The organism is Lysinibacillus sp. TE18511 (assembly GCF_054062295.1).
In genome coordinates this window covers 20,538-34,325 of sequence record NZ_JBSSFD010000021.1, presented here as the reverse complement: position 1 = coordinate 34,325, position 13,788 = coordinate 20,538, and the positions used below count along the sequence as shown (strand labels likewise).

At 36.3% G+C, this 13,788-nt stretch carries 13 protein-coding genes; 10 read left to right on the top strand and 3 right to left on the bottom strand.

Annotated features, from left to right (window positions below; translation table 11 throughout):
• Nucleotides 1–239: 239 nt before the first annotated feature.
• Nucleotides 240–1,007 carry a TSUP family transporter gene (locus ACVWXS_RS15505; RefSeq protein WP_368635153.1) on the bottom strand — a complete coding sequence of 256 codons (768 nt, stop codon included), beginning with the start codon at nucleotides 1,005–1,007 and terminating at the stop codon, nucleotides 240–242.
• Between the two features lie 227 nt (nucleotides 1,008–1,234).
• On the opposite strand from ACVWXS_RS15505, the gene ACVWXS_RS15500 reads away from it, so the two are divergent.
• The 3 genes from ACVWXS_RS15500 (at nucleotide 1,235) to ACVWXS_RS15490 (ending at nucleotide 4,010) form a co-directional block, all read left to right on the top strand.
• Nucleotides 1,235–1,660 (top strand): hypothetical protein, encoded by a 426-nt coding sequence (locus ACVWXS_RS15500; protein ID WP_427421644.1) that lies wholly within the window; start codon nucleotides 1,235–1,237, stop codon nucleotides 1,658–1,660.
• Nucleotides 1,661–1,734: 74 nt separating this feature from the next.
• Nucleotides 1,735–2,727, top strand: a complete 993-nt coding sequence (locus tag ACVWXS_RS15495; protein ID WP_456958913.1) for an LLM class flavin-dependent oxidoreductase — start codon at nucleotides 1,735–1,737, stop codon at nucleotides 2,725–2,727.
• Between the two features lie 281 nt (nucleotides 2,728–3,008).
• Nucleotides 3,009–4,010, top strand: a complete 1,002-nt coding sequence (locus tag ACVWXS_RS15490) for an Rpn family recombination-promoting nuclease/putative transposase (RefSeq protein WP_456958911.1) — start codon at nucleotides 3,009–3,011, stop codon at nucleotides 4,008–4,010.
• A gap of 154 nt (nucleotides 4,011–4,164) precedes the next feature.
• Here the strand turns inward: ACVWXS_RS15490 and yfkAB are convergent, their stop codons facing one another.
• Complete coding sequence (gene yfkAB / locus ACVWXS_RS15485) at nucleotides 4,165–5,277, bottom strand: radical SAM/CxCxxxxC motif protein YfkAB (RefSeq protein WP_456958910.1); 1,113 nt, start codon at nucleotides 5,275–5,277, stop codon at nucleotides 4,165–4,167.
• 266 nt (nucleotides 5,278–5,543) lie between these two features.
• On the opposite strand from yfkAB, the gene ACVWXS_RS15480 reads away from it, so the two are divergent.
• The 5 genes from ACVWXS_RS15480 to ACVWXS_RS15460 all read left to right on the top strand — a co-directional run bounded on the left by ACVWXS_RS15480 (nucleotide 5,544) and on the right by ACVWXS_RS15460 (nucleotide 10,517).
• Nucleotides 5,544–6,248 (top strand): YjjG family noncanonical pyrimidine nucleotidase, encoded by a 705-nt coding sequence (locus ACVWXS_RS15480; RefSeq protein WP_368635148.1) that lies wholly within the window; start codon nucleotides 5,544–5,546, stop codon nucleotides 6,246–6,248.
• 158 nt (nucleotides 6,249–6,406) lie between these two features.
• Nucleotides 6,407–7,321 carry an S-layer homology domain-containing protein gene (locus ACVWXS_RS15475; RefSeq protein ID WP_456958908.1) on the top strand — a complete coding sequence of 305 codons (915 nt, stop codon included), beginning with the start codon at nucleotides 6,407–6,409 and terminating at the stop codon, nucleotides 7,319–7,321.
• A gap of 174 nt (nucleotides 7,322–7,495) precedes the next feature.
• Nucleotides 7,496–8,302: a methyltransferase domain-containing protein gene (locus ACVWXS_RS15470; protein WP_456958906.1), complete on the top strand. Its 807-nt coding sequence runs from the start codon at nucleotides 7,496–7,498 to the stop codon at nucleotides 8,300–8,302.
• Between the two features lie 13 nt (nucleotides 8,303–8,315).
• The gene (locus tag ACVWXS_RS15465; protein WP_456958905.1) at nucleotides 8,316–9,605 is read left to right on the top strand and encodes an opine metallophore biosynthesis dehydrogenase; all 1,290 of its coding nucleotides are present in this window, start codon (nucleotides 8,316–8,318) and stop codon (nucleotides 9,603–9,605) included.
• Between the two features lie 276 nt (nucleotides 9,606–9,881).
• Nucleotides 9,882–10,517, top strand: a complete 636-nt coding sequence (locus ACVWXS_RS15460) for a 50S ribosomal protein L25/general stress protein Ctc (protein ID WP_456958903.1) — start codon at nucleotides 9,882–9,884, stop codon at nucleotides 10,515–10,517.
• Nucleotides 10,518–10,689: 172 nt separating this feature from the next.
• Here ACVWXS_RS15460 and ACVWXS_RS15455 read toward each other — a convergent pair whose 3' ends face one another.
• Complete coding sequence (locus ACVWXS_RS15455; RefSeq protein ID WP_374967538.1) at nucleotides 10,690–11,316, bottom strand: YczE/YyaS/YitT family protein; 627 nt, start codon at nucleotides 11,314–11,316, stop codon at nucleotides 10,690–10,692.
• 161 nt (nucleotides 11,317–11,477) lie between these two features.
• Here ACVWXS_RS15455 and ACVWXS_RS15450 point away from each other — a divergent pair, with 161 nt between their 5' ends.
• Together ACVWXS_RS15450 and ade are read left to right on the top strand one after the other, a co-directional pair.
• The gene (locus ACVWXS_RS15450; RefSeq protein ID WP_368635143.1) at nucleotides 11,478–11,900 is read left to right on the top strand and encodes a pyridoxamine 5'-phosphate oxidase family protein; all 423 of its coding nucleotides are present in this window, start codon (nucleotides 11,478–11,480) and stop codon (nucleotides 11,898–11,900) included.
• Nucleotides 11,901–12,000: 100 nt separating this feature from the next.
• Nucleotides 12,001–13,752, top strand: a complete 1,752-nt coding sequence (ade, locus tag ACVWXS_RS15445; protein WP_456958901.1) for an adenine deaminase — start codon at nucleotides 12,001–12,003, stop codon at nucleotides 13,750–13,752.
• The last annotated feature ends 36 nt before the right edge of the window (nucleotides 13,753–13,788 follow it).

Sequence of the window (13,788 nt, the reverse complement as noted above, 5' to 3'; positions counted from 1 at the left end):
TAATTTTCAAATTGTATACAACTACTAGACGTGCAAAAGGGGAGAAAAAGTTGATAGCAATAAAAAAACTTACCTCTACTATGAGATAAGTTTTATCATTCTAAAGTAGTACCATACAAAACAAAAGCGATCATACACAACCATTTAAGTGTTGTGATGAAAATAATTGTATTTCTTTCAGCAGATAATTTTTGTACCGAAAGCGTAGCGACAGGTACAGAAGTCTCCCATCGAACCAATTATGAAAAATAGTCATATGTATTTTTCAATAGTAATAGAATTGTCACTACGATAAATAATTTACGTACATACCCACTACCACGTTTAATGGCAAATTTAGAACCAACAATGGCTCCAGCAATTTGTGCAAGTCCCATTGGTAAACCATAGGCATAATTTATTTGCCCTAAGTATATAAACATAAGAAGGGCGGCAATATTACTTGCGAAATTTAAAAATTTGGCATTGCCTGCTGATTTTAAAAAGTCAAAGCCAACCATTAAAAAGGCGAATAGTAGAAATGAGCCTGCCCCTGGCCCTAAAAAGCCGTCATAGAACCCGATTAAGGTAATGATCACCACAAAAAATGCGTAACGTTTAGGTGTCATTTTTTTATGGGTAGAAATGCTACCCCAGTCTTTTTTGAAAATAGTGTAAATAGCTACGGCTGCTAGCATTACAAGCATTAGTGGTTTGAGAACGCTAGGATCCATTAGATGGACAATCCATGCACCAATCATTGAACCTATAAAAGCAAACGGGAACAATTTATAAACGGATTTAATATCTAATAGTCCAGAGCGATAAAAAGTCAAAGTGCTTGTTAGTGACCCCATTGTACCTGCTAATTTATTGGTTGCCACGGCCGCAGATGGTGGAAGACCAACAAACATAAGCGCTGGTAATGAAATAAGCCCGCCTCCTCCTACAACAGAATCGATAAATGCAGCAAGAAAGCCAAAAAAGATAAGAATGAGTAAAATGTTTACATCTAAATCGAAAGGCACAATAGGTCATCTCTTTTCTATGATAATAATTTGATATTAGCGAAATGAAAAATGACTGTAAATAGCTTAAATAGTATTTCTCTATTATTTTTTTTAATAGAGTAGTAGTAGATTTTTATTTAATATTTCGAAATTCTACAAAAAACAAAAATATTCTATTTTAAGTACATTTTTTAATGTATTATGTAGGTGATAGTGTTTTTTACGTAAAGGGGACGTGATGACATTTGAGTTTAGCAAATCATGTAAGAGTATTTATTTGTGTTGTTCTTATGGGGCTACTTGTCGGATATGTTTATAATGCTAAAAAAGATATTACAGATCATGAGTATATCGATATAGTGAAAGAAGGATATTTGGAAAATTTTTCAGATGTAGCTGTTCGTAATGCATTTAATTATGCATTTTTTGAACCATATTGGCGATATTATCAGGCTAAAACTGGTGAACATGTTGTCGAATTATCAGGTGATATTACATTTCAAGGTGAAAAGGGACATGCGATTTTACAGTTTGTAATAGATGAACAAACTCAGCAATTTACTGTTTATGCAACGAAGTTTAATGATGAAGTATTGAGTGCGGAACAAAGACGATTACTTATTGGCATGGTTTATGAAACATGGCATATGGAGCAGATTGCTTATGAGTAAGGTCTTTTGCTTTGTAAAAAGACCTTCCTATATTAGAGTGAAGAGGAGGACATAGAGACAAAGAGGTGTGTTCAATGAGATTAAGTATTTTAGATCAAATGCCTGTACCAAAAGGCCATACTGCGGAGGAAGCCTTTCAGCGCACAGAACAAATAGCGCTTTTAGGTGAAGAGCTTGGCTATCATCGTATGTGGCTAGCGGAGCATCATAATAGTCATTCATTGGCAAGTTCAGCGCCCGAGGTGACAGCTGCTTTTTTAGCTGCAAAAACAAAGCGTCTTCGCATCGGAACAGGTGGTGTGATGATGATGCACTATTCACCGTATAAACTGGCAGAGGTCTTTAAAACATTATGTGGCTTGGCACCGAATCGAATTGACTTTGGTGTAGGAAGAGCCCCTGGTGGCGACCATGCTTCTATTAATGCACTAGCTGAAGGAAGAAGACAACCATTTACAGAGCAGTATGATAAGCTCGAAATCATTTTAAAATTGATGAATAATCAAAAAACGGGCGAAAATGTTTATGACCAAGTGATAGCGGCACCAGTAAATATTCAATTACCAGAGGCTTGGTTACTTGGTTCTAGTGGTCAAAGCGCTATGCAGGCAGGACGACTAGGTGTGGGTTATTCATATGCGCAGTTTTTCACTGGAAATATGTCAAAGGATATTTTTGATGCGTATAAGGCTTACTTTACACCTTCCTATTACATGGAGAAACCACAAATAATCGTTACCTATGCGGCAACAGTTGCAGATACATTAGAGGAAGCGGAATATTTGGCTAGGCCTGTTGATATTACTCGACTTCAGCTTATGAAGGGACAAATCATTCAGGTAATGTCACCTGAGGAAGCACAGGATTACCCACTTACGGAGTTGGATAAAATGACAATTGCGGATAATCGTAAAGCCAATCTTGTCGGAACTCCTAAAGAAATCGCTGAATTTTTAGTAGCAGAGCAAGAGCGATATGGATTTGACGAAGTGATGCTTAACTGCAATCAATATGCACTAGAAAGTCGCAAGAATTCCTATAAGCTACTTGCTAAGGAATTAATATAAAAATAATGGTGTTACCAATGTAGGTATATCCTTTGGTAGTAGCAGAAATATAAGAAGTGTTATGGAAATTAACGAAAAAGGAGCTATGTTTCAGTAAAATGAACATGGCTTCTTTTGTGTACTAAACGATATCATCTTCTTCGATGGCTCTGTAATTGAGATTAATAGGCCTTTACACATATTTAAGGTTTTGTAAGTAACATAATTCGTTTTTGATGTTTTATAGAGGTCTAATAGTAACCCATGCTATAATGATAGTAATAAAAAAGAGGTGATGCCTGATGAATCGAAAAGCAATACGAAGAATTCCGTTAGATAAGTTTTTTGATTTGAAGGTTGATTTTGCCTTCAAGCAATTGTTCGGTAGTGAAAAGAATAAAAAAATTACGATTGTTTTTTTGAATGCGGTTCTTAAACTTACAGGACGGGACACTATTAAAGAAGTAACATTTATTCAGCATGAATTGGGCGGTGAATATCAGGACGATAAACAATCTCGGCTCGATATTCTTGTGAAAACACAAAATGGTGACTTTATCAATGTGGAAATTCAGCTATCCAATCAGCAAGATATGACAAAGAGAACGCTATATTATTGGGCAAAAATGTATGAAACCCAACTAGTTAGAGGTATGGGATACAGTGAATTACGCCCAACCATTACGATCAATATATGCAATTTTACAATGTTTAAAGACAACAAAGATTATCATAGTACTTATCATCTGTATGAAGACAGAATATTATCAAGGCTAATGCCAGACGAAGATGTGCTGGAAATTCACTTTATAGAGATGAACAAGTTTATTACTCTTTGGCAAGAAGAAAAGTTAAATGCTCTCGATGATATCTTAATTCGATGGTTGTTATTACTTGGTATGGTCGATGGTCGGAAAAAGAAAGTATATGCAGAGATATATCGTGAATTGGAGGAGTTAGCAATGAAAGATGAGAACTTACGTGCAGCATTTGATACGTGGGAGGAAATCAGTCAGGCCCCTGAAACTATTCTTGCTTATCAGTCTCGTTTAAAGTATATCCTAGATGAAGAAGCTCGTTATATAGATGGTATCAATAAGGGGAGAGAACAAGGATTAGAACAAGGGTTAGAACAAGGGTTAGAACAAGGAATAGAGCAGGGAATAGAGCAAGGGCGTAAACAAGCGCAAATAGAGTTAGTGAAAAAATTGCTGAAACGTCATGAAACGGTTGAAGAAATAATGGATTTATTAGGCTTATCGAGAGAAGAAATTGAAAGAATAAAAAGCTTAGATTTACTGTAAGAAACACATATAAAGTATGGATATATTCACTTTTTCATAAAATTTAAAGTGATCTGATGCTTTTTTATTTTCAATGCAACCGAAATATTTATTAAACATATTGTATAAAAAATGTCCAATGCATATAGACTTTTGCATTGGACATTTTTCATTTTTACAAAGTAGCAGAGCCGCTAACAAACTGTGCATCTTTATAATACATATTTTTAACAAGAACGTTAGGGCCTAAGCATTTTACTGCTGGACAATGACAGTTTAGTGATTTCGCTAAATCTGTTGCCATCCATTTATCAAAAATAGCAGGTAGTTCATCGTTCACAATATTTCCAAGTGCAGGTGTGTCGCCAAAGTCTGTCACGATAACATCACCTGTAAAGATATTGATATTTAAGCGTGAGCGACCATCTGGATCATTACGCATTGTAACGTTTTTTGCTTCTCTTAGTCGTTTTAAGAGCTTTTGATCTTCTTCATTCATGCTGCACGGATAGAACGGTAGTGTGCCAAACAGCATCCACGTGTTTTCATCTCGAACATCAAGTAGCTGATGAATAGCTTCACGTGTTTCCTCAAGTGATAAAGACGTAAGGGCGCTTGCAAAATCTGAAGGGTACATTGGATGCACTTCATGGCGTGCACATTTCATGTCGTTAATGATTTGGTTATGGATATGCTCTAAATATGGTAAGGTTTTTTTGTTTAACATTGTTTCCGCCGATACCATTACACCGTGTTCTGCAAGCATTTTTGAGTTATCAATCATGCGTTGGAATAAAGCAGCACGCTGTTCATAAGTTGGTTTTCGCTCCATCATGGCAAAGCCTGTTTCAACAAATTCATCAACCGTGCCCCAGTTATGTGAAATATGTAGCACATCTAAATACGGTGCAATCATTAAATAACGTTCGGGCTCTATTGTTAGATTGGAGTTGATTTGTGTTCGCACGCCTCGTTCATGCGCGTATTTCAATAAAGGTAAAACATAGTTTTGAACGGATTTCTTAGACATCATCGGTTCTCCACCAGTAATCGAGATTGTTTTAAGGTGTGGAATTTCATCTAAACGCTTTGTTAGCAAGTCGATTGGTAATGCTTCAGGATCTTTAGTTTGCAATGTATAGCCAACCGCGCAATGTGCACAGCGCATATTACAAAGTGTTGTCGTTGTAAATTCAATATTAGATAGGGTCATATGCCCATGTTGTTCAACATCTAAATACGCTTCCCATGGATCAAAGACAGGCGTAATTTTTTGTAGGGTCTTCATAATTCGTACATCTTCCTTTCTAGCATTCTATTGTCTCATATTCGCTAAAAATTTCAAATACGAAATTATCGAAAGGGCTATTTTTAGGTTAGATGATCATATTTATTACCCAAATAAGGAAATAATTTTAACGACTTTTTTTAAAAGACATTTCCTAAAATTCTGTAAAAAGAGAGGTCGGGTACATTTCCTGTTATTTTTTTAAAAAAACGTTATGATAGAAGTACCAAGATGGTAATATTGCACCAAAGAAAGTAGGATATGACATGACTAAATATGAAACATTATTGTTTGACGTAGATGACACATTATTAGATTTTGACTTAGCTGAAAATGCAGCCCTTGACCGTTTATTTAAACAGGAAAATATTGCAACTACTCCAACGATGATTGCTCGTTATAAAGAGATTAATGAATCGATGTGGCGTGCTTTTGAACGTGGAGAGGTGTCTAAAGATAAACTACATAACACTCGATTTTCAATTGCGTTAAAGGAATTCGGCCTAGATGTAGATGGGGAATACTTTGAAGCAATCTTCCAAAAATATTTGAAAGAGGCACATCATTATGTAGACGGTGCCTATGAAGTAATCGCACAGCTTGCAGATAGCTATGAATTATATGTCGTTTCAAATGGGAAGACAATGACTCAAAATAAACGATTAGAGGATGCTAATTTAGCGCAATTTTTCAAAGGTATCTTTATCTCGGAGCAAACAGGCTATCAAAAACCAATGCCAGCATTCTTCGATTATGTTTTTGAACGTATCGATGATCTAAATAAAGATAAAACCCTAATTATTGGGGATTCTTTAACTTCGGATGTTAAAGGCGGATTACAGGCAGGAATTGATACATGTTGGTTTAATATACGTAATATAGAAAATACAAGCGATATTCAACCACATTTTGAAATTAAAAAGCTTCATGAGTTACATGTATTATTAGATAATAAAATAGCAATTCTGTAAGTGCATGTTTGAGCTACGATTCAATTGTTCAGAAGTCTAAACAATTGAAACGTAGTTTTTAAATGGAACTAAAGTGTTGGTGAATGTGCTAAAAATACTATATTTTTACATTGAGAAATCCAGTATGATAGTTCTAGATGAAAAGAAGGAGGAGTAATATGAAGGGGAAAATTCCAAAGGTAGTGTTAATAGGAATGTTAGGTTTATCACTTGCTACCCCCATACAAGCATATGCCTATCAAGAGCCAACGAATTATGTACATATGAAAACGCCAAATATGACAGTTTACTCTGCATATGGTGCTACTATTAATGCATCTGAAAAAGGTGATATTTTTAGCATTAAAGCAGATATTGTCAATAACCGTCAGCCGCTTGAAGTGGAAATCTTCAAAAATGGTCAGGATGGTGTATTAAAGCAAGTTGCTAAAAAAGGCGTAATGGAGCCAGTTGCTTATCGAGATTTAGGGGACCGAGTGATTGTAACGCTTCATAATAATGCAGAATTAAAATTTGTGAATCCACAGCCCAATTATTTTCGTGATACAGGTCATTCAGCATACAGTACGTATATTAGTACTTTAGCGAAGCGGGGAATTGTTCAAGGAAGAACCGCTAATAATTTTGGCATTAATGATTCCTTAACACGTGCTCAATTTAGTGCATTACTAGCTCGTGCATTCAGCTTTCAGCAAGTACAACCAACACAATTCAAAGACATTGATGCCAAAAAATCTTGGTATGGTGGATATGTTGGTGCCTTACATTCTCTAGGGATTATTAAAGGAAAAACGCAAGAATTATTTGATCCAAATGGAAAAATAACACGCCAGCAGGCAATTTTAATGCTAGGGCGGACATTAGATGCTGTAGATTTTGTACAAGAAGAATATGCCGTTTTACCTTATCGAGATACTTACGATCTTCAGGGGGAAACATTACGTCATACGGAGACATTGTATGCCATCGGTGCTCTTGACTACAATGAAAATTTATCGCCAAATCAATATATTACACGTGGAGAGTTTGCCAAAATGCTAGTGGTGACATTGGAGGCTGCTGGCAAAATATAATAGACTCTGTATAAGTAAGTCGAGGACATTGTGTCTCTCGACTTTTTTGTCGTTTGTTATGAATAAATGAATTCATCACTTAGTCTTGGCCACCATATAAAAATTAATTTGTTTATATTAGCAAGGGGAATTGCATATATTGAACTTTAATCCCAATGCGTAGGAGTGACGAAAGTGAAGGAGCCAGGGCTATTCTTAGAGAGATTACATTACTTTGTTGAAAAGTTCGAGTTTTTTATTGATAAAAATAATCGAGATCAAATGGTAGATTTTTATTCAGATCTAGAAGTAGCAATTGATGATTTTTCATCTTTTATTACTGACAATGATCATGCAAGACTATGGCATGATTTAGAACAAACGATTGAAATAGCACCGTTAGTCGAGAACTTAAGAAAAATGTCTTCCCAATGTGTAAAAATAATAGAAAAATATTGGGCTTTGAAATTATTAAATGAAAAAGAAGAGATAACAGCTTATGTTCGCAATATAGAAGGCTGTATTGAAAAAGAATTTGGTAGCTTTGCAATTACTAATCAGTCGAAGGTGTTGTTAGTAGGGGCAGGGTCTTTTCCTATGACATTATTATCGATTGCTAAACGAACAGGCGCAGAAGTTTTAGGAATTGATATTGACGATGAAGCGATTCAGTTGGGAAGGCAAGTAGCTGCCAAACTTGGACATTCTTTAACGATTCACATTGAAAATCATTCAGTGGATCAGCTCCAATCTATACAACAGATTAGTCATGTTATTTTTAGCTCAACAGTCAACTGCAAATATGACATATTAGAGCAATTACATGATTTAACAAATAAAGACGTGATTATTGCGATGCGTTATGGGAATGCATTAAAGTCTCTCTTTAATTACCCAATGCAAACGGTAGATGCAACAAAATGGCGTGTAGTGGAGCATATTGAACACCCTCAAGGTATTTTTGATGTCGCTTTATATCAAAAAGCATCATTACTATGGTAGTGAGGAGAATGTTATGACTTATTTTAAACGGGTTTTAATGTTAGGGACAGGGCCAACAGCTATTCAATTAGCTGTGAATTTTAGAAATTATTTAAATAGTAAAGTGGGTATTGCTGGTCGAGAATCTTTACGCTCAAACTTTTTCTACGAATCTACAATCAAACATCAACTTACACTCAAAGTACATATACAAAATACACAACATCAAACTGTAGCGGGGGAATGTGTAATCGATTGTCTTTTTAAAGGCTATCATACAGTAACAGGAGATTGGGATACCATTGTTCTGACTGTAACCACGGATGCATATACAGCCGTATTATCACAAATTGATAGCCAAGTATTGAAGCAAGTCAAATGCTTTATTTTGATTTCACCTACATTTGGCTCTAGTCATTTATTGACTAACTATTTAAAACAGATTTCGTCCTGTGCAGAGGTCTTTAGTTTTTCTACATATTATGGGGATACGAGATGGTTACAGGATGTGCCGTCGAATGAAGTGTTAACAACCGGGGTAAAGAAAAAAGTTTACATTGGCTCCACCCAAGCAAAAACGAAGCGACTGGCTAAGCTAAGTGAGTTATTTTGTCAGCTAGGAATTCAACTAGACATATTAGCGTCGCCATTAGAAGCGGAAACAAGAAATATTTCTTTATATGTACATCCAGCATTTTTTATGAATGATTTTTCATTACAGGCAATATTTGAAGAGCAAATAACTAAAAAATATGTTTATAAGCTTTATCCTGAGGGACCTATTACGTACACAATGATTCGTTATTTACTGAATCATTGGAAAGAAACGATGGAAATATTGAAACGAGTCAATATTCAGTCGTTAAATCTTTTGAAATTTATGGTAGATGATAACTATCCATTACAGCCAGCAAGTATTGCACGACAAGATATAGAGAATTTTGAACAGCTGGAGTCCATTCATCAGGAGTATCTGTTATATATTCGTTATGCTTCATTATTGATTGATCCTTTTTCTAATCCAGATCAAGAGGGAAGATATTTTGATTTTTCAGCAGTTCCGATAAGAAAGATATTTTTGAATCATGAAGGCACATGGGATATTCCAAGATTGCCAAAAGAGGATTACTATCGTCTAAAAATTATTCAAGGGGTAGCTAGAGCATTAAAAATTGAATGTCCAACAATTGAACAATTTATACAAACGTATGAACAAAAGCTAAAACAAGTTGTAGCGTCATCTAAGAGCGGGTTATTCTCAGACGCCTTTCAAGTAAAATCTTTTTCAAAAGATATTGAGATGATATGTAAGGAATTGGTATAAAAAGTTTGAATGAAAAAACAAAGAGATGAGTCCGAAAAAAATGAGCTAGTTTATTCGAGATGAATCTTCACTTGAAATACCGAAGCGGGCATTCAATGGGACAAAATATGTACGTATCATCAGCTATTGACAAGAGAAAGGTACACATGATTTTTACCGATCCACCTCATGTTTGTAGAAAATCTTTATTGACCACTAAATTCTAAAGGGTATAAAAATCATTAGAACGGGCAAAACCTTTTATGAGACTAGTTTCCATGAAAGGGGAAAATGACGATGAGTACTGTTTTAACTGCAAATAAACGTGAAAAAGGGCGTCAATCATCATTAACTCAGCTTAGGCAGAAAGGTGCTATTCCAGGTGTTGTTTATGGCTATCAAATGGAGCCAACAGCGATATCGCTGGATGCTAGAGTATTTGCAAAAATGTTAGCGACATTCGGAAATAAAAGTGTGTTTCAATTAGATGTTGACGGTAATCGGATCAACGCAGTACTAACAGAAGTGCAACGTTGTGCATTAAAAGGCAATGTTAAGCATGTAGATTTCAAGTCCATTAATATGGCAGAGGAACTAGAGGTTGATATTCCAGTAACGGTTACCGGTAATGCCATTGGAGTTGCAGATGGTGGATTCCTATTACAGCCTAATCGTGAAGTTCGAATAAAAGTAAATCCAGCTAAAATCCCTGAAACAATAGAGGTTGATGTGACTGATGTAGCTATCGGAACATCACTTTATGTAGGAGATATCCGTCAAAAATTTTCCTTTGAAATATTACAAGAAGATGACTATACATTAGTGACAATTACACCGCCTGCAGCTGAAAATGTGCAGGAAGACGACACAGTGGATGGTACCCCAGAAGTAATCGAGGCTACTGGAAAAAATCCATCTGCATCAGAAGAATAGAAACAAAAAAGGAGCCATCTTACACGTGCGGTAAGTGGTTCCTTGCTGTTTTATAGTCCAACTGTATACAAAAAAAGACAATGCATTTTAAATTGCATTGTCCTTAAAGTGTATCCTGTAAAAGCTAATAATCAGTGGGGGAGAAGAAACCGCCACTGATTAAACTTTCACTTTATATAACAGCGTTCTTCACGCCTGTCCATTTTGTAAATAATTTCTCGTTGTATGTTAAAGCCAATTGTACAATTGGCCCAAGTCCAAAGGCCATTAGAGCTGTTCCAACCCCAATAGGTCCGCCAAGTAAAAAACCAAGTATAGCTACTGTAACTTCCATCGTTGTACGAGCGCGCGTGACACTCCAGCCGAATTTATGGACCATAAGAAGCATTAATGAATCACGAGGACCAATGCCTAAATTCGCCACCATATACATACCGCAGCCCCAACCAAGTAATACTAAGCCACATACATAAGCTAGCAGTTGCATCCAAAAGCCATTTATATCAGGAAGCCAATAGTTAAAAATATCAATAAAAATACCTGCTAAAAACATATCTATAAATGTGCCTGGCAGTGGAAACTTCTTCGTTACGACCATATCAATTGCTAGAATAGCTAGTCCAATTATAATTGACCAAGTACCAATTGTTAACCCGAACGTTTTCGTTAGTCCAATATGTAAAACGTCCCACGAACCAACACCAAAAATTTGCCCTTTAATCGTTAACGTTATACCAAAAGATAAAACCAAAATGCCTGTAAGAAAGAACAGACAGCGTGTGAAAAAAGCTTGCTTCATCATTAAATACCCTCATTCTGAAAATTCTTGTGTCCAAAAAAATATTATAACAATAGATTGAGAATAACTCCGAAGATTGACATTTCGTATTTTTCTAAAAATTGCGGTTAGCTTAGCTAAATAAGGACAAAATATAAGGGGATAAGAAAGGATGGGATCACATGAGCTCTGTACGTGACGAAATATTAGAAGTTTTAAATCGAGAAAAAATAGGAACGATGGCAACTGTGAGAAATGGTAAACCCTTTTCACGCTATATGACGTTCGAAAATGAAAATTTTGTGTTATATACAGTAACGAATAAACATTCAGAAAAAATGGAAGAGCTTCACAATAATCCATATACACATATTTTATTTGGGTACGAAAATGGAGGCTTTGGTGATTCGTATGTTGAAATTGAAGGTAAGCTAACAGAAATTCATGAGGAAGGACTAAAAAATAAGTTAGCTGAGTTTTTTACAAGTATTTTCGTTGGTAATGATGATGAAATGATTACCTTAAAAATTGAACCGATTCGTATGCGCTTGATGAATAAAAAAGGGGAGCCACCTAAAGAACTTGAATTTACAAACGACCAATAATAGCTGGTCGTTTTTTCAATGACGAAATAAAAAATCTTTACTTGAATTTGGACGAGTGTTCATGCATGATAGGTCAAAAAGAAAAAAGGAGTGCAAAAGAATGGCAAACAAACTTCAACAGCTTGCACAAAATATTTTAACGTCGCAAGGGAAAATCGAGGCAGATTTCATTTTACGAAATGCGCAAATTGCTGATGTTTTTTCATTGACGTGGAAAAAAGCAGATATCGTCGTTAACAATGGACAAATCGTGGCGCTTGATACAATGAATAAATTTATTGCTAAAAAAGAAGAGGATGCAGCAGGGAAGTATGTTGTACCTGGACTGATTGATGGACATATACATATTGAGTCGTCAATGTTAACACCTGCAGAGTTTAGCCGTGTACTGATTCCGCATGGTATTACAACTGTCATTACAGATCCACATGAAATTGCCAATGTTGCGGGTGCTGAAGGCATACAGTTTATGCTTGAAGATGCCAAAAAAGCTGATATGGATATTTTTGTCATGCTGCCATCTAGTGTGCCGGGCACTCATTTTGAAAATGCAGGAGCAACGCTTACAACTGCAGATTTAGAGCCATTTTTAAAACATGAAGATGTCCGTGGATTAGCAGAGGTCATGGATTTTCCTGCTGTTTTAAATGGCGAAGAATGCATGCTTGAAAAGATTATCCTTTCACAACAGGCGAATTTAGTTATAGATGGGCATTGCGCAGGCTTAAATAGTCATCAAATTACGGGCTATCGTGCTGCGGGCATCCATACAGATCATGAATGTGTAACGGCACAGGAGGCTACTGATCGTGTAGAGCAAGGGATGTATGTACTCATTCGTGAAGGCTCAGCCGCGAAAAATTTGCGTGATTTATTGCCCGCTGTTAATGCAACAAATGCTCGTCGTTTTGGCTTTTGTACCGATGATAAATACGTTGACGAACTAATGGATGAAGGTAGCATAAACTTCGACGTGGCAATGGCCATTGAGGAAGGGATGGAGCCGTTACAAGCCATTCAACTTGCAACTGTTAATACGGCTGAATGTTATCGTTTATATGATCGAGGCGTTTTAGCACCGGGCTATAAGGCAGATTTTGTGTTAATTGAAAATATCGATAATATGCGTGCGAAGGCTGTTTGGAAAAATGGCATCAAGGTTGCCGAAAACGGTGCGATGCTAACCAATCGTTCTGAGCCAGATGTACCTGCACACATTCATCGCTCTGTGCATTTACCGCATGTGACGAGGGACAAGCTTAACATTCCATTCCTTAAGGGCACGAAGGCGAATGTAATGGAAATTATACCAAATCAACTGATTACGAATCATTTAGTGATCGATGTACCTGTGAAAGAGGGTGTATTTGTACCGTCAGTTGAGCAGGATTTATTAAAGCTAGCAGTCATTGAACGTCATCACAATTTGCATACGATGGGTCTTGGCATTGTGAAAGGCTTTGGTTTACAAAAGGGAGCTGTAGCCACTACTGTAGCCCATGACTCGCATAATGCATTAGTAGTTGGTACGAATGATGAAGATATGTTACTTGCCCTGTCACGCATTCAAGAAATTCAAGGTGGTTTTGTCATCGTAGCTGATGGGGAGATTTTAGCGGAAATGCCTTTAACAATTGGAGGTTTAATGACTGACGCACCAGCTGATGAGGCTAAGAAGCAATTAGCAAGTCTGCATAGCGCCTTACACGAGCTTAATCCAACATTAGATTTCCATTTTTTATTGACGTTTTCTTTTGTCGCATTACCTGTTATTCCTGCCTTAAAGCTAACAGATACAGGGTTATTTGATGTCACAACATTCCAACATATTCCGGTAGAAGCAGAAGTGTAACCATTAAAAAAACGACCTAAAAGCATCCCGGCTTTC

Coding starts and splice junctions, on each gene's coding strand:
- ade (WP_456958901.1), top strand. CDS start 12,001: ATGGCAAACAAACTTCAACAGCTTGCACAAAATATTTTAACGTCGCAA.
- ACVWXS_RS15475 (WP_456958908.1), top strand. CDS start 6,407: ATGAAGGGGAAAATTCCAAAGGTAGTGTTAATAGGAATGTTAGGTTTA.
- ACVWXS_RS15455 (WP_374967538.1), bottom strand. CDS start 11,316: ATGAAGCAAGCTTTTTTCACACGCTGTCTGTTCTTTCTTACAGGCATT.
- yfkAB (WP_456958910.1), bottom strand. CDS start 5,277: ATGAAGACCCTACAAAAAATTACGCCTGTCTTTGATCCATGGGAAGCG.
- ACVWXS_RS15465 (WP_456958905.1), top strand. CDS start 8,316: ATGACTTATTTTAAACGGGTTTTAATGTTAGGGACAGGGCCAACAGCT.
- ACVWXS_RS15495 (WP_456958913.1), top strand. CDS start 1,735: ATGAGATTAAGTATTTTAGATCAAATGCCTGTACCAAAAGGCCATACT.
- ACVWXS_RS15490 (WP_456958911.1), top strand. CDS start 3,009: ATGAATCGAAAAGCAATACGAAGAATTCCGTTAGATAAGTTTTTTGAT.
- ACVWXS_RS15480 (WP_368635148.1), top strand. CDS start 5,544: ATGACTAAATATGAAACATTATTGTTTGACGTAGATGACACATTATTA.
- ACVWXS_RS15450 (WP_368635143.1), top strand. CDS start 11,478: ATGAGCTCTGTACGTGACGAAATATTAGAAGTTTTAAATCGAGAAAAA.
- ACVWXS_RS15460 (WP_456958903.1), top strand. CDS start 9,882: ATGAGTACTGTTTTAACTGCAAATAAACGTGAAAAAGGGCGTCAATCA.